This window comes from Brucella cytisi (assembly GCF_038433355.1).
In the GTDB taxonomy this organism is placed as follows: domain Bacteria; phylum Pseudomonadota; class Alphaproteobacteria; order Rhizobiales; family Rhizobiaceae; genus Brucella; species Brucella cytisi.
In genome coordinates this window covers 64,775-84,184 of record NZ_JBCAUP010000017.1, presented here as the reverse complement: position 1 = coordinate 84,184, position 19,410 = coordinate 64,775, and the positions used below count along the sequence as shown (strand labels likewise).

The following is a 19,410-nucleotide window of genomic DNA, read 5'->3' as shown; positions in this document are numbered from 1 at the left end:
AAGGAAAAAAGCCCCTGCGAAAGGCACCGTAAGTCGACGTTGGAAATCGTGTGACCTCTACCAGTCGAATAGCGAAAGCAACTTATCGGCCAAAAAGGAAAATATCATGTCATTCGACAATCAGTGTCGAGTTAAACGGTAAATTGCCCCCAACCGGATGACGTCGAAGGCAGCTTTGCGCACGTAAGGGGAATGTGATTAGGTTGTCTCGGTTCTATTTCGTTCAACTATTTCATCGTGTGTCGCGCCGCTTAAAGACTGCATGAACTCTTGGATTAGGCGGTCCCGATTAACTGGTGCTTTAAGCCGGTCAGCGGATTTTAGTGCCTCGATCAATTCATCTTTGGCAAGTTCCGTGCAATAGGCGGGCGTTCCAGGCTGTTGTCTCCAGGAGTCCGATATAATTCCGGCGTCGACAGTGTCGAAACCGGTTTCCTCGACGAGCTCCATGATAATCGCCTTGGCAACTGGCTCGTCACCGGACACAGGTATCGCTATGCGTCCGCCTGTCCCCTTCGGGCGGCCTCGTTCGGCCAGAGTGGTCGCCAATGCAGCGTTCCAGGCCTTGATAACCGGAAGTCCAAGTTGCAGTTCTACCCAAATGCTCTCGGGTATACCACCATCGATACCTGAAATCACACCGTCGCGGAAGGGGTAATAGTTGGACGTGTCAACGACTATTGTGCTTCGTGGAACCTTGAGAAACTGGCAGGTTAACTCGCGGTAGCTCGAAAATGGAATTGAAAGAATAATAACCTCGACGTCATCCAATGCTTCCTCTTTTGAAACTGCCGTTGCGCCAAGTTCACGTGCCAGCGCGCGAAGAGAGTCCGGACCTTTTGAGTTTGCAATTTTTACGTCATGGCCGGAAGCTGCCAGTTTCATTCCGAGCGTAGCACCGATATTGCCAGCGCCAATAATACCGATTTTCATAAGAGATTCCTTGAGATATGGGGTAACTGCCGAACTAGACCGGTAGGCCGGATTGTTTGCGCAGGCTTTTATCGAATGCTGCTTCAGGTACCAGGCGGCGCAGTAATCGTATTTTTCCAGCGAGCTTTCCGGCGGTGTAGCGGCGTTTGGGAGAGGTCGCGGTTGCAGCTGTGACGACTGCAACAGCTACCGTTTCGGGGGAATCTCCGACGGCGATCTGAACGCGCAAGTGCTCCGACATCGTAAAGCGCATTGGCTCATATAGGCCAATAGGCTGATCGGGCTTTAGTACGTTTTCCTCAAAGGCGGAACGAGTATAAGCAGGCTCGATCAGAACGACCCGAACTCCGAACGTGCGAACCTCGTGATCGAGAGACTCCGAATATCCTTCGATCGCATGTTTGGTCGAGGCATACAGCGCGTTATAGGGCGACGGGATGAGACCGAGTACCGAGCTCATATTTATAATGCGGCCTGACTTTTGGCGCCGCATCACCGGTAGAACTGCGTTCGTAACACGGATGACACCGAAGACATTCACGTCAAACAGGGCTTGCGCCTGAGCGATTGAGGATTCTTCCGCACCGGCCAGGAGGCCAATGCCGGCATTGTTTACCAGCACATCAATCGAGCCGGCTTCATTTAAGACAGTCTCGACCAGCTTTCCCACCGACGTCTCATCAGTGACATCGCAAGGCACCATGGTGATGCCGTCGACATTTTCGTAATTCGCGCGCCTGCTGGTCCCGAACACGCGGTATCCGGTGTTGAGCAGTGTTTTTGCCGTGGCCAGGCCGATGCCGGAAGAGGCTCCGGTGACAATAGCAACATCAGGTTTTGAGCGATTCATGGGGCGGTCCTCAGTGTTTCACGACTAGCGGTAGTAAGTCGTTCTGTCCGGATTTTTGTTTCTGTTTCAAATTTCGTCGTTCCAACGGCGGAAAAGCACGCTGGCATTCACTCCTCCGAAGCCAAAACCATTGGAAAGCGCATAGTCCATGACTTTCGACTGGGCTTCTTTCGCCACGAACCTGAGACCTTCACCGGCACTATCCGGGTCATCCAGATTAAGAGTGGGTGGTGCGACCTGGTCACGTAAAGCAAGGATCGTAAAAATTGCTTCAAGCCCCCCGGCTGCGCCCAGGAGATGGCCAGTCGCCGATTTGGTTGCGCTGAGTGCCAAGTTGGCCCGGCACCCAAATACGGATTTTATGGCCGTCATTTCGCCCAGATCTCCGATCTGGGTAGAAGTTGCGTGTGCATTGATATGCGCGACATCGTCATAGGAAATGCCAGCCTGGGATACGGCAAGCTCCATCGCCCGTCGCGCCCCACTTCCATCTTCGGGCCCTGAAGTGATGTGATGTGCATCGGCAGATGTGCCATAACCCACCAGCTCGGCTAGCGGCTTGGCACCGCGCGCCAGGGCGTGACTGAGAGCTTCGATCACAAGGATTCCTGCACCTTCACCCATAACAAACCCTTCGCGTTGTGTGTCGAACGGACGAGAGGCTTTTTCCGGAGTATCATTGAAACCCGTTGACAATGATCGTGCGGCTGCAAATCCGCCCAGGCTGACTTCGTTGATGCAGGCTTCGGTCCCGCCACATATCGCGATATCGGCTTCGTTGGATCTGATGAGGCGTGCGGCGTCTCCGATTGCCTGAACGCCAGCCGCACAGGCGGTTACCGGTGCTCCAATTGGCCCTTTAAAACCATGTCGAATAGACACCTGTCCTGCCGCCAGATTGACGAGGAACGACGGAACGGTGAACGGTGAAAGACGACGGGCACCTTTTTGGTCAACGGTTCTGACAGCTGCAGTGATTGCGGGAAAACCGCCAATGCCGGATGCTATGATTGTAGCAGTGCGCTCTTTCTCGGTTTCCGAAACCGGTTTCCATCCAGCCTGGTTCAGCGCTTCTTCAGCCGCTGCGAGGGCGAACAATATGAAACGGTCTACCTTGCGCTGATCTTTTGGCGCGAGAACACGATCGGGATCGAACCCCCCATCCATGTCTTCCGATACGGATGGCACCACGCCACCGATTTTCGATGGCAGATCGCCCACGATGTCATCGGAAAGTCGTTTCACGCCCGAACGACCGGCAAGCAAACGGGACCAGGTTACCGGCACATTGGCTGCAAGGGGACTCACTGCCCCCATTCCTGTCACAACGATACGACGCATGACGAATACTCCGATTTCAATCCATTGATTCCGAAGGCGCACCAGCCAGACCACTCATTCGTCTTGCTTCGGCAGTTGCAGCATCGAGAAATCGTCTGGATAGGTCTTTATCGTTCACAACGCGAGAAAGCGTAACGGCACCCACCATGATGGAGAGCAGTGCCATGGCTTTGTCGTTTCTTTCTCGAGCCGGTGTGCTTGTAAGCAGTTCATCAAGAACGGCCAGATGGCCACGGATTCCGTCCTCAAAGGGAGCTTTAACATCAGGGCTTTGGCGTGCGGCGTCAGCCCCGAGCGCCACTAGCGGACATCCATCCCCGATTTCATCACGATGGTCGGGGGAGAGATAGAGATTCAAAATCGCTTCCAGTTGAGCGGCGTTGCCCGCAGCGGCGTCGGACCACCTTCGAGTAGCGCTTTCCATGGCGCGCCGTGAAGCCCTGGCCGCAAGGTCGTCCTTGGACTCGAACTGCTTGTAAAAGCCGCCTTGCGTCAGGCCGGCTCCTTTCATTAGATCTTTCAGTCCAATGCCATCAAAGCCATGTTCTCGAAAAAGCCTGCTTGCGACATTGATCACTGTCTCGCGATTAGCTTCCGCCTGCGCTCGGCTGACTCTCATTTTGCCGTCTCCTTTAGATTTCAGTTGACATCTATATCATGTTTAGATTTTAATCGCAATCTAAATAAATCGCATTTGTCCGTTTAGAAGGTCCACCTGCTATGAAGCGCAAACACGTTTTGACATTAGGCAGCGGCATTGCTGCATTGGGTGTCGCTGCGTTCATCTTTTTCGAAGTATCCGGCCATGAGCGGACCGATGCCGATCCACGTAGTGCACCAGCTCTGGTGCGTCTGGTAGCAGCTCAGTCAGCCGGCTCGCAGACACGTTCGTTTACCGGTACGGTCGAAGCAAGGATCCAGAGCAATCTCGGGTTTCGTGTGCCGGGGAAAATTGTTGAGCGCCTGGTGGACGTCGGACAACAAGTCAGGGCTGGACAAGCCCTTTTGCGCATTGATGAGACAGATTTGCAGTTGGCATTGACTGCGAAGCGAAATGCAGTTGATGCCGCACGGGCACTCCTCGTACAGGCTCAGGCGGACGAACGACGCTATGCGATCCTGGTTAGAAAAGGACTAGCAGCAACGCCACAGCGTTACGAACAGGCTAAGGCAGCTCTAGACACGGCTGCGGCTCAGCTATCAGCCGCAGAGGCAGAAGCCCGCGTTGCAGAAAACGAAGCCAGCTATTCGGTTCTGACCGCAGATGCCGACGGTACGGTCGTAAACACTCTGGGCGAACCGGGACAGGTTGTCGCCGCCGGTCAGACCGTGGTTCAACTTGCTCACAATGGTCCGCGTGAGGCAGTTGTCTGGTTGCCTGAGACATTGAGGCCCCAGCTCGGATCGGTTGCCAGAGCAAATATCTATGGAAATCGCGAAAGCGGCGGTAACGCGCGCCTTCGTCAGATATCGGATTCAGCAGACGCACAAACCCGAACCTATGAAGCGCGCTATGTGCTTGAAGGGGCCGCCGCGTCTGCGCCTCTTGGGTCAACGGTTACGGTCGAGGTTTCGGATAGCAGTCACGCTACTGGTATTTCTGTGCCCATCAGCGCCGTTCTGGACAACGGAAACAGAACTGGGGTGTGGGTCGTTAATTCGGCTACCTCCACAGTCCATCTGGTTTCGGTGACAATAGAAGAGGTAGGTCAGGAGAATGCCTTGGTCTCCGGTGTCGAAGCCGGACAGCAGATCGTTGCTCTCGGCGCGCACCTTCTCAACGAAGGCGACGCTGTTCGAACCGAGCAACAGTTGAAGGTAGCAAACCAATGAGCTTCAATCTGTCTGCATTAGCGGTGCGTGAGCGTGCCGTAACTCTCTTCTTCATCATATTGCTGGCGGCTGCAGGTGTTTACGCATTTCTCAGCCTTGGCCGTGCAGAAGACCCCTCATTTACGATCAAGACCTTGACCGTCACAGCGGTGTGGCCAGGCGCAACTTCACGAGAAATGCAGGATCTCGTCGCAGAACCGCTTGAAAAGCGATTACAGGAATTGACGTGGTATGATCGGGTCGAAACAACAACGCGTCCCGGATACGCATATCTGACAGTCACGTTGAAAGACAACACGCCCGCAAGTGCAGTTGAGGAAGAGTTTTATCAGGCCCGCAAAAAGCTGGGTGACGAAGCGCGCAATCTGCCTGCAGGCGTCTTTGGCCCCTTCGTCAACGACGAATATTCTGATGTCAGTTTCGCCCTTTATGCGCTGAAAGCCAAAGGAATGCCTATGCGCGACCTCGTGCGTCAGGCAGAAACAATTCGCCAGGATCTGCTGCACGTTCCGGGCGTCAAGAAAATCAATATCCTTGGCGAGCGTCCCGAGCAGATATTTGTCGAATTTTCTTACGCGAAGCTGGCCACACTTGGTATCACGGCACAGGATATAGCGACGGCTTTGCAACGGCAAAATGCGGTCACGCCGGCAGGTTCCATCGATACGCGCGGGCCGCAAGTGTTCATACGTTTTGATGGGGCCTATAACAGTATTCAATCTGTTGCTGAAACGCCTATTGTTGCAGCAGGACGAACATTAAAGCTCTCGGATTTTGCCGAAGTAAGGCGCGGTTACGAGGAGCCAGCGACCTATCTGATCCGCCATCAGGGTGAACCCGCAATCATGCTCAGCGTTGTGATGCAGCAGGGATGGAACGGTCTTGACCTTGGAAAGGCACTGGAGGAACGCTCGGCAACGATTGCGCAGTCTCTGCCTCTCGGAATGACGCTCGACAAGGTGAGCGATCAGGCGGTGAATATCGATGCTGCCGTCGGTGAATTCATGCTCAAATTTGCCATGGCACTTGGCGTGGTTCTCTTCGTCAGCCTCGTCAGTCTTGGCTGGCGGGTAGGAATTGTTGTTGCACTGGCCGTGCCGCTAACGCTGGCCGTGGTGTTCCTCATAATGCTGGAGACGGGCCGGTTTTTTGACCGTATCACGCTCGGTGCGCTCATTCTTGCGCTCGGTTTGCTTGTCGATGATGCCATCATCGCGATCGAGGTGATGGTGGTTAAGATGGAAGAAGGTATGGATCGTATCAAGGCAGCTGCCTATGCGTGGAGCCATACCGCGGCCCCTATGCTGTCTGGCACACTCGTGACAATTATTGGCCTTATGCCTGTCGGCTTTGCGCGTTCAACCGCGGGCGAATATGCCGGTAATATATTCTGGATTGTCGGTTTCGCCCTTATCGTGTCCTGGTTTGTAGCGGTTGTGTTCACGCCCTATCTTGGCGTGAAACTGCTTCCTGCAATCAAGCCCGTGGAAGGCGGACATCACGCGATCTACAATACGCCAAACTATCGTCGACTGCGGCAGACAATCGAGTTTGCCGTTCGTCATAAATTCATGACCTGCGCGATCGTGGGTATATTGATGGCGCTCTCGGTTGTCGGTATGGGCGCCATCAAACAGCAATTCTTTCCCACGTCCGATCGCCCTGAAGTTCTGGTCGAGATACGGATGCCAGAAGGTACCAGTATCGAGACAACAACGGCTACGGCTGAAAAACTGGAGCATTGGTTGAAGGAGCAACCGGAAGCAAAGATTGTCACCAGCTATGTTGGGCAGGGTGCACCACGTTTCTTCTTCGCCATGGCTCCGGAGCTGCCTGATCCTGCTTTTGCTAAAATAGTTGTTCTGACGCCGAACGCAGAAACACGCGAGGAACTCAAACATCGACTTCGCGCTGCTATATCGCAGGGATTGGCGTCGGAAGCATCCGTACGTGTCACGCAGTTGGTTTTTGGACCCTACACCCCGTTTCCCGTTGAATTTCGCATCATCGGACCCGATCCGGCACAACTGTACAAGCTCTCGGAACAGGCGCTTGCCAAAATGAAAACGGTTCCAGATGTACGTCAGCCCAATCGCGATTGGGGGAACCGTACGCCGGTTGTGCGCTTCATACCGGATCAGGATCGCCTGAAGCTGATCGGCCTGTCACCGGTCGAAGCAGCACAACAGTTGCAGTTGCTTCTCAGCGGCCTTCCTGTGACGGAGGTCCGCGAAAATATCCGTGACGTGCCGGTTGTGGCCAGAAGCGCCGGGCCAACCAGGCTGGATCCGTCCCGATTGGGAGACTTCTCGCTCATGAGTAGGGATGGTCGCCAGATTCCACTCGATCAGATAGGCCACACCGAAATTCGAATGGAGGAACCGATTTTAAAGCGTCGGGACCGGATGTCTGTTGTGACCATTCGATCCGATATCAATGAAGCGACCCAGCCTCCAGAGGTTTCTCAACAGATCATGACGGCTCTTCAGCCTTTGATAGCGTCGCTTCCTGTTGGCTACCGCATTGAAATGGGGGGGAATATTGAGGAGTCACTCAAGGCTAACGTAGCTCTCGTAAAGATTTTCCCGGCGATGATTGCAGCAATGCTGATCGTCATTATCCTGCAAGTCAGGAGTTTGTCGACGATGACGATGGTCATGTTGACTGCGCCGCTTGGGCTAGCGGGCGTTGTTCCGGTTCTGCTGATCTTTAATCAACCCTTCGGTTTTAATGCCATCCTCGGTTTGATTGGTCTTGCGGGAATTTTAATGCGTAACACGCTAATTCTCACCGAACAGATTAAAGAAAATCAGGCTGCAGGTCTTGATGATTATCACGCCATCATCGAAGCGACTGTTCAGCGCACGCGGCCTGTTATCCTGACAGCGCTTGCAGCCGTGCTCGCCTTCATACCGCTGACCCATTCAGTGTTCTGGGGTTCAATGGCCTATACGCTGATTGGTGGAACAGCTGTCGGGACGGCGATGATCCTGCTCTTCCTTCCAGCTCTCTATTCGGCATGGTTCAAAATTAAGCCGTCGACGGAGGACACAGTAAAAGAAGCAGATGTATCAACCAGTCCATCAGCGCTCGCGGCTGAGTAAGGCATACCGGACAGTCATTCAGGCTTCTCCGGCAAGTTCGGAAAGGCAATCACCCCCACACAGCCTTTCCGAAACGAGGCCCGGCACGTCCCCCGCCGGGCCTCACGCACTCACCTATAATGCAAGGGACGCAAACGCGTCGCGGGTTCGATTGCTGGTAGAACTGGACGATCAGGCAGCAAACGAAAGGACAAGCCGATGTCGCTCTATCGGAAATCATGGCTGTTTGCAGCCTGGACCGCGGTTGTGGCCATTTCCCTCGTTCATTGGATAACGTTCCTGATGGAACTATTTGGCGGGGTAGGATTACTCGTTGGATTAGCCATCGCCGCCGGTCATAGCCTCGTGGCATTTTTTGCGTTTGACTGTCCCGAATGCGGTTTAACGATCTTTCAGGGTCACAAAGGCTTTTGGGGCAGGTTTTCCCTATGGCCTACCAGGAAATGCGGACATTGCGGACGCGATCCCTCATTGGTCGATTGAGGATTCGTGCGCTCGTAGCCGCGGGCGCTCACGCGCACTTGATGTTGACGGTCATGCAGATGAAACTGTTGAGAAACGTCTGCAATCCTGACCCAAAGGCAACATAGCGGCCAAAAAGGCCAAATAGCATGTCATTCGACAGTATCACTCTGTCTTGGATGGGCCGGATCTTACACTACAGTACATTTCCGCTGAAAACCCGACACATACGGGATACGTCCCTTCGACCAGATTAGCCCTGTTGCTGGTCGCGCCCATCGCCGTCCAGAACCCGACAAACCGGTTTCAAGGAAACGACGATGACGCTTCTCATAATTGCCTATCTCGGAGGCGCGCTGACCATCCTCAGCCCGTGCATCCTTCCCATTCTCCCCTTCGTCTTCGCCCGGGCCGGGCAACCCTTTTTCAGAAGTACCCTTCCGATGCTGATCGGGATGAGCCTCACATTTGCATTGGTTGCGACGCTCACAGCGGTCGGCGGCAGTTGGGCGATCCACGCGAATGAATACGGCCGCGTCGGAGCAATCCTGTTGCTCGCTGTCACCGGAATAAGTCTCCTGTCACCGCGTACGGCGAGCATCCTCACAAAACCAATTGTCGATTTCGGCAACAGGTTGATGAATGCGTCGGGCAGAACCGGGACCGAGCCGACTGCAGTGAGCTCCTTCATCCTCGGAATCGCAACGGGGCTACTTTGGGCGCCATGCGCCGGACCTATCCTCGGCCTTCTGCTGACAGGCGCGGCATTGAATGGTCCCAATCTTCAGACAACCTTTCTGCTCGCCGCTTATGCTGCTGGCGCTGCAACATCGCTTGCCATCGCCCTGCTTGTCAGTGGCAGGGTCTTCGCCGATCTGAAGCGGTCGCTCGGCATCAGCGAACGTCTTCGTCAGGCTCTGGGTGCCGCGGTTCTGGCCGGTGTCGCAGTCATTACGCTCGGCCTCGACACCGGTCTGCTGGCTCAGCTCTCCTATGCCAGCACGTCCAGGTTCGAGCAGGCCGTGCTTGACCGACTGCACGACAAGTCTGAAATTGAAATGCCGGCTGTCGTCGACCAAACGCGGCCTTTTCGGAGCAGGTTGCCGATTGAGGCCAGGGCAACATCGTTGAATGGTGTTGTCGGATGGCTGAACTCGCCCCCGCTCACGATCGAGGATCTACGCGGCAAGGTCGTACTCGTCGATTTCTGGACCTATTCCTGTATCAACTGCATTCGCACTGTCCCGTATGTCCGCGCCTGGGCTGAAAAATACAAGGATCAGGGTCTGGTCGTCATTGGCGTGCATGCCCCGGAATTTGCATTCGAGAAGAAGATCGAGAATGTCAAAAAGGCGATCAATGACCTTAAGATCGGCTATCCGGTTGCGATCGACAACGACTACAACGTCTGGCGCGCCTTCGAGAACAGCTACTGGCCAGCGCAGTACCTTATCGATGCAAAGGGCCAGATCCGCTACCATCATTTCGGCGAAGGCAACTATCGTCAGACCGAGCATGCGATCCAGGATCTACTGCGCGAAACCGGCAAGGAGATGGCGACGGCCACCACCGTGACGCCTGATGCCAGAGGTGCCGAGGCGAGCCCCGACCTCAAGAACATCCGCTCAGTCGAGAGCTATCTCGGCTACCATCGCGCCGCCGGCTTTGTTTCTCCACAACACCTGCGTCCCGATACCGGTACAGCTTACTCCGTCGCTCGACCGGACCTGAACGAATGGGGCCTCTCCGGAAACTGGACTGTCGGGGCCGAACGCGCCGTGCTGGACCAGCCAGACGGCAGCATCGTCTACCGCTTCAGCGCCCGCGACCTGCATCTGGTCCTCGGACCCGGAGGCTCCGGTAAACCTGTTCGCTTCCAGGTGATGATCGACGGCAAGGTGCCCGGGCACAATCACGGCGCGGATACCGACGACGACGGACGCGGCACGATAAGCTCCACCCGACTCTATCAACTCGTCCGCCAGTCAGGCGACGTGGAGGAGCGGACATTTGAGATCCGCTTCCTCGATCCAGGTGTCGAAGCGTACGCCTTCACCTTCGGCTGAGACACCATCCTTCTCATCAAAACCATCCACGACAACAGGAGTAAAACGCGTGATCCGACATACCATCTCGATCCTCGCAGTCATCTTCACTACCAGTATCATTGCGTTCTCGGCGCAGGCCGCCGAGGTCAAGAACATCGTCATCGTCCATGGTGCACTTGCCGACGGGTCCGGCTGGCGTAAGGCATCCGATATCCTCGTGCAGCGAGGTTTCAATGTGACGATCGTGCAGCAGCCGATTACTTCGCTCGCCGACGATATCGCCGCCACCAACCGGGTGCTCGATTTGCAGGACGGTCCGACGGTTCTCGTCGGTCACAGCTATGGGGGGATGGTGATCACCGAAGCTGGCCACAACCCTGCTGTCGCGGGTCTGGTGTACGTGGCGGCTTTCCAGCCGGACAAGGGGGAAAGCTTGCTCAGCCTTGCGAGTTCGAAGCCTGCTGGCGGCATGAATATCCGCGAAACCAAAGATGGGAAATATCTCTATCTCGACCCCGCCGCCTTCATGAACGACTTCGCGGCAGACCTCCCGAAAGATGACGCAGCGTTTCTGGCACGGTCGCAGGTCTTTGCCTCGAAAGAGGCGTTCTCCGCCAAGGTCGGGGATCCCGCCTGGAAGACGAAACAGAGCTGGTCCATTGTCGCGATCGAAGACCGGTCCATCAATCCCGAACTGGAACGTGAGATGGCGAAGCGTGCCGGTAGCACAGTGACTGAGATCAAATCCAGCCACGCCGTCTTCGCCTCTCAACCCCAAAAGGTAGCTGACGTCATCGAAAGCGCGGCGAAGGCTCTCTAGCGCCAACCCAATGTGGCGATCTGGTAGAAGTGGATCGCCACTGAACACTTGAAAGCCTTGTACGTAATCGAACGTTCGCACAACGCAAACATCGCAGTCCCGGGCGCGCCAAGCGCGGCGCGCTCCCGCAAGACCTCTGCACCTATGGCGAGACCTGGACCGTCACCGATGACTGGCCCGACCCGCTGCCGATCACGCAAGCCTAAATCGAACTATTCGAGGCGTGGTTCGGCGATCTCTTCGATGAACTGTTCGGGCCATCCCCATGAATTGAAAAGGAGCCATGCCCCATAACCGTACCGCTACGCGTCGCCCTCTATCCGCGCGTCTCGACAGCGCGGCATGCCGAGCATGATGTCTCCATCCCCGGCCAGAAGCGGCAGGGCGAAGGGCGGTACGCCTCGCGCGGCTACCATCTATCTCTCATTTCCAAAGTACTTCCGCCTCAGATTCTCCAACTCACCGGCCTCCTGCAGCGCGAGGATCTGAAGTGTGATGCTATGGCTGAGAGCGTTGCCATGCCGGAAACCGAAACCGTATTTATCCGGATGGAAAATCGGCCCAACGACTGAAAGCGGCTGGCGAGAATTAGTGTGGGCGTAATGTTCCAGTACTGGAGCATCGCCCACGATTGCCGCTATCTGGCCTGACACCAGTCCGTGAACCGCACTGTCGATATTGCTGTAGGGCGTTGTAGCAAGGCGCAGTTCGTTGGAGTAGAATTCTGCTACGCTGCCTTCGAGTACGCCGACAGATCGTCCCGGCAAGTCGGCGAGTGAATTGACCTGATGCGTGAGCGTCAACGCGGTCATGACACTCGTTACAGACGACGTCAAAAGGCGATCACAGCTACCCCGCAAACCATCCAGATACCACCCGAAATCCGCCCTATCCAGCCAAGCGCATTCGCACGGGTGACCTTGCCGGACGTTGCGACCGACATCACCTCATAAAAGCTCTCGGCCAAACCTTCGTGCCAGCTACGCGGAAAATTCTTATCGAAGCGACGATAGAACAGCGCCAGGACGACAGTGCCAATGAGCACGATAAACACCAGCCAGGCCATCGCGCGAAGATGCCCGGCCTTTTCCAGTCCACCGATGACCTGCCAGAAGCCGGCGTCCTCGCTTTCCGCCACCATAATACGCAACCCGGCATCGTACCATGGTTGAGAAAAGGTGATGCGCTCGACGCGATCCCTGGTGATTGTCAGATTGGAGACAGCAGCATCGACTTCACCGCGTTGCGTTGCTGCGATCAGTGCCTCGAAGGTCGGATATTCCCGATAGGCATAGACGAGATGGAGCGGTTTGGCGGTGCCCTCCCAAAGCTCGATCGCCATGCCAGAGTAGTGATCGCCGTCTTTCATCACGAAAGGCGGGCTTAAGTAGACGCCGACGGTCATTGGTTCAGAGTGGGGAGCTCCACTCTGCGCTTGTGAAGGCCGAATGGATACGGACATCGCCAGGATCGCACATAAAAGAAGAAATATGCTGCAGTTCAGTTTCATCAGTTCGCTCCTGATATCGATTTCCTCCCGATTTCCTGTTTGAGATTTTCGCTTTCGGCCTTGTCGAAGCCTGCAAAGATGGCGAAGATGCCACAGGCAAGTGCCGCGAAGATCGGCAACCCGTGCCATGAAACTTCCATGGCCATACCGCCAATCAACGGACCAGCAAGCGCTCCGAGCCCCCAGGCAATCGAAAGGAGAGCATAGACACTGACGAGTTCTCCACCTTTATATCGATCGCCCAGAATGGCGATGGTCGTTGTGTAGATGCCAACGAAAGCGCCGCCCCACACGAACAGCAGCGGATAGGCAAGCCACGCATGTGCCAGGGCAACAGGCCATACGAGTGCGCCGGCAGCCGAGATCGCAGCCAGAATGACGACGAGAATTCGACGGCTTATCCGGTCGCCCAGCCAGCCGATTGGAAGCTGGAGCAGAATCGATCCGACGAGAAGGATCGTTAGCAGGAAGGTGGCTGATTGCTCCGGCCAACCGAGCTGGATCGCATAGATTGGAAGAAGGCTCAGGCCCGCAGATTCGAGGGCCGCATTCAGTGCTGCGGCGGCGACCGCCACTGGTACCAGCTTCAGATAGCGGAACGGGTTTTCCCCGGATGCCTCCTCTGGCAGTGCTTCACGGGGCCGTCCGATCAAAAGAACGACGCAGGCCGCGCCTGCGATCACCGCCCCGATGATGAATGCAAGCGCTTCGTCGCGCCCGACGAAAGAAAGGATAGCAGGACCAAGCGCTGTGCCCGCCGACAGAGCCGTCACATAAATCGCAACCGTCCTGCCGCGTTTGACTTCGCTTGTAATCTGGTTCAGCCATGCCTCGGAGACCACAAATAGGGTCTCGGAGGCTGCTCCAAGGGCGGCGCGCAGCGGAAACCACAACCAGAGGAAGGGCGCGGCCGGAAAGAGCGCGAACAGCGCGCCGGCAAGCAGCAATGCACCTTTCGCCAGCTTGCCGAAGCCAAGACGCCTGGTGAGACCCGGAAGTGCCGGTGCGACGATAAGGACGCCGATAGCATACATGGCGCTGTTCGCGCCGATCAGGGTTTCCGAATATCCTGCGTCTGAAAGCTCGAGCGCGATCAGCGGCGCACTGAGGCCATAGGTAAGCCCGAAGGTGGCGGCGGTAAGGACCACGACCGCCGCTGTCCTCGCCAGCCCGGTCATACAGTAATCCTCTCGCCTTCGGCATGCTCCTGCCGGTGAACCAGTTCCGTTCTCGAACGAAACGCCTCGCTGATCCGCTTCCTCCAGCGTCGTTGGCTATGCTCGACGACCTGATTAAGCAAACGCGTATAATCGAGCACGAGACCTGGCGTCCATGTCATCGCTTCCGCTCGCCCGCGGACGATGCGCATCAACCAGAAATGCGGATCACTGATAATACGGAAGAGATCGTGCCATGTTCTGCCGGTAGACCCTGCACCTTCGATGGCGGCATCGAGTGCCTGGATGACGGTAGTTGAGCAATTGCGTGCGGTAAGATTGTAGGTCTTGTCCCTGGAATAGGCTTCCCAGAATGTTCTCAATGCTTGGGGGTTGAAGCGGCGGAAGACGATCTTCTGATCCGGCATGCACCAGGCCGCGGCTTCGATTGCCAATGATTCATTGAAACGTCCTGCAACATCATTGTCTTGTCCTGCCGAGAGAAGCGCTCGAAAGTCGTCCGGGCTATGATCGATGTCATTAGCGGGATAGTGGCTGATATAGAGGTCAGGTGGCATTTCCAGCGCGCTATGTCCGGTCGAAATCACGCCATTCTTGTCGACGGCCGCCACATAGCGGTCGATCAGCAGCCGATGCTCCGGGTCCTTTACCGAGCCGAGGGCGGTCCAGACGTAAACGTTGAGCATTTCGTCGCCCCTGACCAGGTCTGCATGATCGGCAATGATCGGATGGATTTTGCCACCCTGCCAGTTTCGCGCGGCGTAAAGCGGAAGCGAGGTGACCGACGCCCCATCCGGAAGCTCTCTCAGCGGCAAGGCCATTCGAACGAGAGCGTAGCCTGAGGTCAGAAGGAGAAGGGCGAAGCAGAATGGGACCGTCAGCATATGTGGGACCGGCCATGCAAACAGGATCATGGCCGCAAGACAAACCTCAATTGCCCCGGCGACGATCCCGACCCGCCAGCGTGGGCTATGCACCACATAAGCTGAACCGATCCGGAACAGTCCATCAACCAGAAACGCTGCACCAAAGACGATAGCCGCACCGATATTGTTGTCCCATGGCACGTTGAACACCAGGAAGGCGGCGAACAGGAAGGCCACGCCTCGAAGCGCATCGATCCAATGCCGGCGCAAGCCGAGCGAGGCGGCAGCCAAGATCTCGACAGCGCCCTCGACGATCAGGAACACAGCGAGCGTGTCGATCACGACGGATAAGGCGCCGTCACCGAGATCGAACAGGATCGCAGCACCGGTCAGCATCCAGATGACGCCTGCAACGACCAATATCCGCCACATGGGTTTCAGGGCTCGCGCGCCAAGAAGAAGGAAGAGAAGTCTGATCATGACAAGAACAACTCCCTCGTCACTGTGTGAAACCGCGCGCTCTCATGCAGTCCTTGATAAGGTCGGACTGTTCCATTCCTTTAGCAATTCCGTCGCCAATGCCTTCCCCGATTGCATCACCCCAGGTACGAGGAGGCCTGCCGCCTGTCCCAATGGTCGCAGTCGAACTTTCCGCCTCGTATTTGCATTCGGCGTAAGCCTGCTGGGCCTCACTGCGAGGCATGCCATCCTTGACCCAATTGTTGCCGTCGGGCGTGCTGCAACCGGCTATCATGGAAATACAGCCCGCCAGAATTGTAGCCAAATTGAACTTGTTCACAAAAATTCCCTTTCTACAAATCAACAGAAATGGCCGAATAAGATCGGCGATTGCAAAACCGGTAGTGATTTTTCGGCCCGGTTCTGATCAGTTGGCAGGCCGTATCCAGTCGTCCCCTCCTCACGAACTGCCGCTTAAAAACGGACGCCCAGCCTGGCATTAAAGCCATGTTCCTGTGCATCCGAGGCGACCTGCCCCTGATAGGCGATACCGAGCGTCGCGTTCCCAGTGAGACTGACGTCAAAACCGGCTTCAAGCAGTGCCGCGTTCTTTGCGATCGGCACACCCTCAATCGCGAAGGAAGAGCCGCCTGCGAAGGCAAGTCCGGTTTCAGGCCGGATGTCGCCAAAGGCGTACCGCCAGCCAAGACCGCCGCGAGCGGTAGCGTTGACAGTTCCGAAGGTCAGTTCCGTCGAGGCGCGCAAGCCGAGTGTGGTGTAAGTCGTGTCGCTCGACTGCCCCCCGCTCGACAAGGCAGCCGCTCCGCCTTTCTCGGTGAAGCCATCCGCGTCGAAATTCACATAGGCAAGATTGGCATAGGGCTCATACGAGGCCGAAACCGTGTCAATCCGATAGCCAAGCTCACCGAAGGCCTGGAAGGTTCCGGCGTCGTAGTTGGTCGAAAGACTGTCAGAAAGACCCGGAACCACAACGAACCGCTCAGTCTCGATACGGTGCCAGGTATAGGCAAGGCCGGATCGGAAACCGAGATTGCCGTGCTGTGCGCCGGCGTAGACGCCGAGGTGGTAATTGTCGCTTGAACCGGACGATGCGCGATCATCGACGTCGAAGGATGTGTGGCTGTAACCAGCCAGCATGCCAAGCCGCCAGTTTTCACCGACAGCCGCGTCACCACCAGCAAGGAAACCGCCGGTCGAACGATCAAGGCGAGCAGCATTACCGTCACCGTCGAGATGTCCCCACGACCCGAACCCATGGCCCCAGACAGCGAATTTGTCGCTTGTTGCAGGAGCCAGTTCCGGACCACCGGGGCCGTAGGCCATAATCGAAACGCTTGAGGCACCAACGCCATCGAACGCCGCCCGGATACGATCAGCAGCGGCATCCCGAACGAAATGACTATCTTCGATGAGCGCGCTATGGGTCGAAGCGTGAATCTCGCCCGACAGCATGTTGAAGGCGTCGCGAGCTTCCGGCGTCGTCAGGAACAGGATGTTGTCATAGACCGGATTACCGCCGCCAAGTGCCTGACTGGCTGCTCCAACCGAGCGCTGATTGAATGTTGCGCCCACATCGGTAAAAGAGGTCGTCGTGCGGCTGGTGTCGAGATAGACATTCCTCGCATCGTAGGCGAGCGCGAAATCGACAAAAGGCGAGTCAGTGGCAAGTGCGCCTGTCAGTCCGCCATAAGTTCCATTCACAAGACCGACCGCACTCAGCAGGGTATAGCGGGTATCGACCGAAGGCGTACCCTGCCGCAGTAACTCGACCTGGGCGCCACTGTCGATGGTTGCGCTTCCCCGGACATCAATGAGATCAGAGGATTTGGCAAGGCCAGCCTGATAGATCGAGCCTGACGCTTGCCTGAAATCGCCGGTGACGGTGAGTGCCGCGACCTCCCTGTTGGCGTCAAGAGCACTGCCCGGAGCAACCGCACCACCGCTACCGACAGTGACCACGCCATAGATACCGGCGCCAGCGACAACACCGCCATCGATTGCCAGTGCCCCTCCCCCGATTTGCCCATCGTTGCCGAGGAAGCCGGCAGTGGTGACGTCTTGGGTAATCGACCCTGTGTCGGCAAGCAGCAGGCCCGCACCGGAAGCAACAGTCGTCATACCGGTATAATTGTTGTTGCCGCTCAATTCTTGAAGACCACCTGCAACGAGCAGGCCGCCGCCCCAGTGTTTCTCCTGGTTCTGATCGTCAAGGCCAAGATCGTCAATGCGACCGGCGAACGCATCGTTCGCCGCAGTGAGCACAAGGGTACGTTCGCCCAGCTTGATTGTCCCGCCACCACTCAGACTGCGGATACGGGCATCGTTGAATTCGTCCGATATCCCCCAATAATCAGAACCGTTTCCGTGCTCCGCAATATCGAGCGTACCTTCGGCTACGACCCTCGCCGATTGCTCGATGTTTCCAAGACCGGCAAGGGAGAGCCAAGCATCGCGAGAAATAATCGTTTCGCCCGTATAGGTGTTGATGTTCGTCATCCGGACATTCGTGTAGGGATCGAGCGTCAGTGATCCCGAGCCCGAGATCACACCGGCAATGCCCAGCCAACCTTCGTTCCCGTTCTGATCATTCACAAACTGGCTGCCCATCTGGGCGGTGATCCGATTAAGCGGTGTACCTTCCGCTGCCGAAGCGTCAGTTGAGAAATTGCTGGCTGTGACAAAATACGGGGTATAGGCGGTAGACTTCTTTTCCAGATCAAAAATCACCGATCTTGCTTTGAAAAAATCCAGACCTGCAACAAACTCGATATATCCGTCATCGGCTCCAGACTGGACGTTTACAGCAATATTCTGGAGGGTAACGGGATCGCCGTTCGCACCGCTTATCGTCAAAGAAGACAGGTTATACCGACCATCCACACCTTGAACCGGCTTGATATCGGCTTTGGAATTTTGAAGTTCAGCGAACATCTTAGGGCTGAGGTAAAGGCTACCTCCGCCCGGAGTGCCGGTGTCAAGCAAGGTCGCTATTCCGGTTTTCGGAATGGAGCCCTGTCCGTTAGTGGACGCAATCTGGAGATTGTATGCGCCCTCGAACTCCGTGGATGCGTTGGCGCCAGAACCTGGGAATTGCGGTCGAACATTGGCGCGATCCTTATTTCCCCAGGACATGACATTGGTATATTGCGCCCTTAGGCCCGGACTGAGATTGATGATCGTGCAAGGCGAACATCCCGGCGTTTCATTCTTTGTGGCATCGGGGTTTATATTCGCCGAGACGACGTAGCCGGTCCTGGTAACGCTACCCATCATGCCCCAGGCACTTGTGTAGTTGATATAGTCACCGGCTCCGAATGTACCTGCAAACTGACCACCCTCGTCAGCCATATCGCCGTTATCCATTTTGGCTTTCTGATCGAGATCGGCGAAGTAAGGCTCCGTGAGCGGCTTGCCAAAAATGTCGTTCAGCCCCCTGGAGACGGTTTCAGGTGAGCATCTCAGATTATTATCCTTGCAGTATTGTTCTGTGTAGGCGAAATCAATTATACGGGCGACCTGGTATCTCTGATCGCTTACTTGTGGACCGCCTATTGTTTTTGACTGATCATCCGGGTCGACATACGTAAACCTGTTGATTTCAACTTGCTGGAGCTTGTAACCGTAGGTTCCATCGCCGTAGGCATACACATAAGGCCGGGGGGAAACAGGGTTCACTCCCGTAACATCTTTTCCGATCTGCGTGTTCAGTTGATCTGAACCAGTGTCGAATACATAGCGCTGCGCTTTGCCGTTGTTAATCTTCGCCCAGATCCCAAGACGGTCATAGCTGACCTGATTATTACTATCGGTTTGCCCGACATATTCCAGCGGGATCGAGATCGGATCGTCTGCCAGTGTCTCCCCGGTTGACACGGCAAAAAGCCCGACGCCTAGCGATAAAGTCGGCAGGAATGCTGTCGTCATGACAGTGGTGGTCGCCAGAAATCGTCTTGTCCTGAAATATACCCGCATGCTCGTTCCCCGG

The 19,410-nt window shown here is 56.0% G+C and carries 15 protein-coding genes; 4 read left to right on the top strand and 11 right to left on the bottom strand.

Translation table 11 applies throughout. The annotated features are described in order from the left end of the window. Positions 1-198: 198 nt before the first annotated feature. From AAE521_RS16975 to AAE521_RS16960, 4 genes are all read right to left on the bottom strand, one after another. On the bottom strand, positions 199-1,005 hold the full coding sequence (locus AAE521_RS16975) for an NADPH-dependent F420 reductase (protein ID WP_342061969.1): 807 nt from the start codon (positions 1,003-1,005) through the stop codon (positions 199-201). Then, positions 968-1,783, bottom strand: a complete 816-nt coding sequence (locus AAE521_RS16970; RefSeq protein ID WP_342061935.1) for an oxidoreductase — start codon at positions 1,781-1,783, stop codon at positions 968-970. The genes AAE521_RS16975 and AAE521_RS16970 overlap by 38 nt, the downstream gene beginning before the upstream one ends. Positions 1,784-1,849: 66 nt before the next feature. Then, positions 1,850-3,124, bottom strand: a complete 1,275-nt coding sequence (gene fabF / locus AAE521_RS16965; RefSeq protein WP_342061934.1) for a beta-ketoacyl-ACP synthase II — start codon at positions 3,122-3,124, stop codon at positions 1,850-1,852. 16 nt (positions 3,125-3,140) lie between these two features. Continuing rightward, complete coding sequence (locus AAE521_RS16960; protein ID WP_342061933.1) at positions 3,141-3,743, bottom strand: TetR/AcrR family transcriptional regulator; 603 nt, start codon at positions 3,741-3,743, stop codon at positions 3,141-3,143. A 101-nt stretch (positions 3,744-3,844) separates the two neighbouring features. Here AAE521_RS16960 and AAE521_RS16955 point away from each other — a divergent pair, with 101 nt between their 5' ends. The 4 genes from AAE521_RS16955 to AAE521_RS16940 all read left to right on the top strand — a co-directional run bounded on the left by AAE521_RS16955 (position 3,845) and on the right by AAE521_RS16940 (position 11,391). Next, positions 3,845-4,957 (top strand): efflux RND transporter periplasmic adaptor subunit, encoded by a 1,113-nt coding sequence (locus AAE521_RS16955; RefSeq protein WP_342061932.1) that lies wholly within the window; start codon positions 3,845-3,847, stop codon positions 4,955-4,957. Further along, the gene (locus AAE521_RS16950) at positions 4,954-8,061 is read left to right on the top strand and encodes an efflux RND transporter permease subunit (protein ID WP_342061931.1); all 3,108 of its coding nucleotides are present in this window, start codon (positions 4,954-4,956) and stop codon (positions 8,059-8,061) included. The genes AAE521_RS16955 and AAE521_RS16950 overlap by 4 nt, the downstream gene beginning before the upstream one ends. A 782-nt stretch (positions 8,062-8,843) precedes the next feature. Further along, entirely contained in the window at positions 8,844-10,589 is a 1,746-nt protein-coding gene (locus tag AAE521_RS16945; protein WP_342061930.1) for a cytochrome c biogenesis protein DipZ, read from the top strand. Between the two features lie 49 nt (positions 10,590-10,638). Beyond that, positions 10,639-11,391: an alpha/beta fold hydrolase gene (locus AAE521_RS16940; RefSeq protein ID WP_071631101.1), complete on the top strand. Its 753-nt coding sequence runs from the start codon at positions 10,639-10,641 to the stop codon at positions 11,389-11,391. Here the strand turns inward: AAE521_RS16940 and AAE521_RS16935 are convergent. The 7 genes from AAE521_RS16935 to AAE521_RS16905 form a co-directional block, all read right to left on the bottom strand. After that, positions 11,388-11,591: a hypothetical protein gene (locus tag AAE521_RS16935; RefSeq protein WP_143132714.1), complete on the bottom strand. Its 204-nt coding sequence runs from the start codon at positions 11,589-11,591 to the stop codon at positions 11,388-11,390. The genes AAE521_RS16940 and AAE521_RS16935 overlap by 4 nt on opposite strands. Before the next feature lie 216 nt (positions 11,592-11,807). After that, positions 11,808-12,203 carry a type 2 periplasmic-binding domain-containing protein gene (locus AAE521_RS16930; RefSeq protein ID WP_342061929.1) on the bottom strand — a complete coding sequence of 132 codons (396 nt, stop codon included), beginning with the start codon at positions 12,201-12,203 and terminating at the stop codon, positions 11,808-11,810. 20 nt (positions 12,204-12,223) lie between these two features. Continuing rightward, complete coding sequence (locus tag AAE521_RS16925) at positions 12,224-12,901, bottom strand: transporter substrate-binding domain-containing protein (RefSeq protein ID WP_342061928.1); 678 nt, start codon at positions 12,899-12,901, stop codon at positions 12,224-12,226. After that, positions 12,901-14,079: an MFS transporter gene (locus AAE521_RS16920; RefSeq protein ID WP_342061927.1), complete on the bottom strand. Its 1,179-nt coding sequence runs from the start codon at positions 14,077-14,079 to the stop codon at positions 12,901-12,903. Before AAE521_RS16920 ends, AAE521_RS16925 begins: the two co-directional genes overlap by 1 nt. Continuing rightward, on the bottom strand, positions 14,076-15,425 hold the full coding sequence (locus AAE521_RS16915) for an HdeD family acid-resistance protein (protein WP_342061926.1): 1,350 nt from the start codon (positions 15,423-15,425) through the stop codon (positions 14,076-14,078). Before AAE521_RS16915 ends, AAE521_RS16920 begins: the two co-directional genes overlap by 4 nt. A gap of 19 nt (positions 15,426-15,444) precedes the next feature. Next, on the bottom strand, positions 15,445-15,744 hold the full coding sequence (locus AAE521_RS16910; RefSeq protein WP_071631105.1) for a hypothetical protein: 300 nt from the start codon (positions 15,742-15,744) through the stop codon (positions 15,445-15,447). A gap of 134 nt (positions 15,745-15,878) precedes the next feature. Continuing rightward, the gene (locus AAE521_RS16905) at positions 15,879-19,397 is read right to left on the bottom strand and encodes an autotransporter outer membrane beta-barrel domain-containing protein (RefSeq protein ID WP_342061925.1); all 3,519 of its coding nucleotides are present in this window, start codon (positions 19,395-19,397) and stop codon (positions 15,879-15,881) included. Positions 19,398-19,410 lie beyond the last annotated feature (13 nt).